This is a genomic window from Candidatus Nanopusillus massiliensis, assembly GCF_920984865.1.
This window is the reverse complement of the sequence record NZ_OV100765.1, coordinates 463,924-464,218: the sequence shown is the minus strand read 5'-3', so window position 1 is coordinate 464,218 and position 295 is coordinate 463,924.

Sequence of the window (295 nt, the reverse complement as noted above, 5' to 3'; positions counted from 1 at the left end):
ATATCCCCAATTAATATTAAATTACTATCAAATAAATATTCTCTTATAACTCTTAATGATTGAGAAATCTGTATTTTTAAACTAATTTTTCCTTTATTTGGTAATAAATTAAATAATGAATTATCTATTAGGAATTTCTTTTCATTTTCAATATCTTTTAATATTTTTTCTTTTTGTATATCTATTTCTTCTTTTGCATCTTTATTATATTTTACTTCAATAAAATTTTTGTATATAATTTCTCCATCATCTTTATATAATTTTTTCCTATTTAATAAATATTTTACAATGTAAT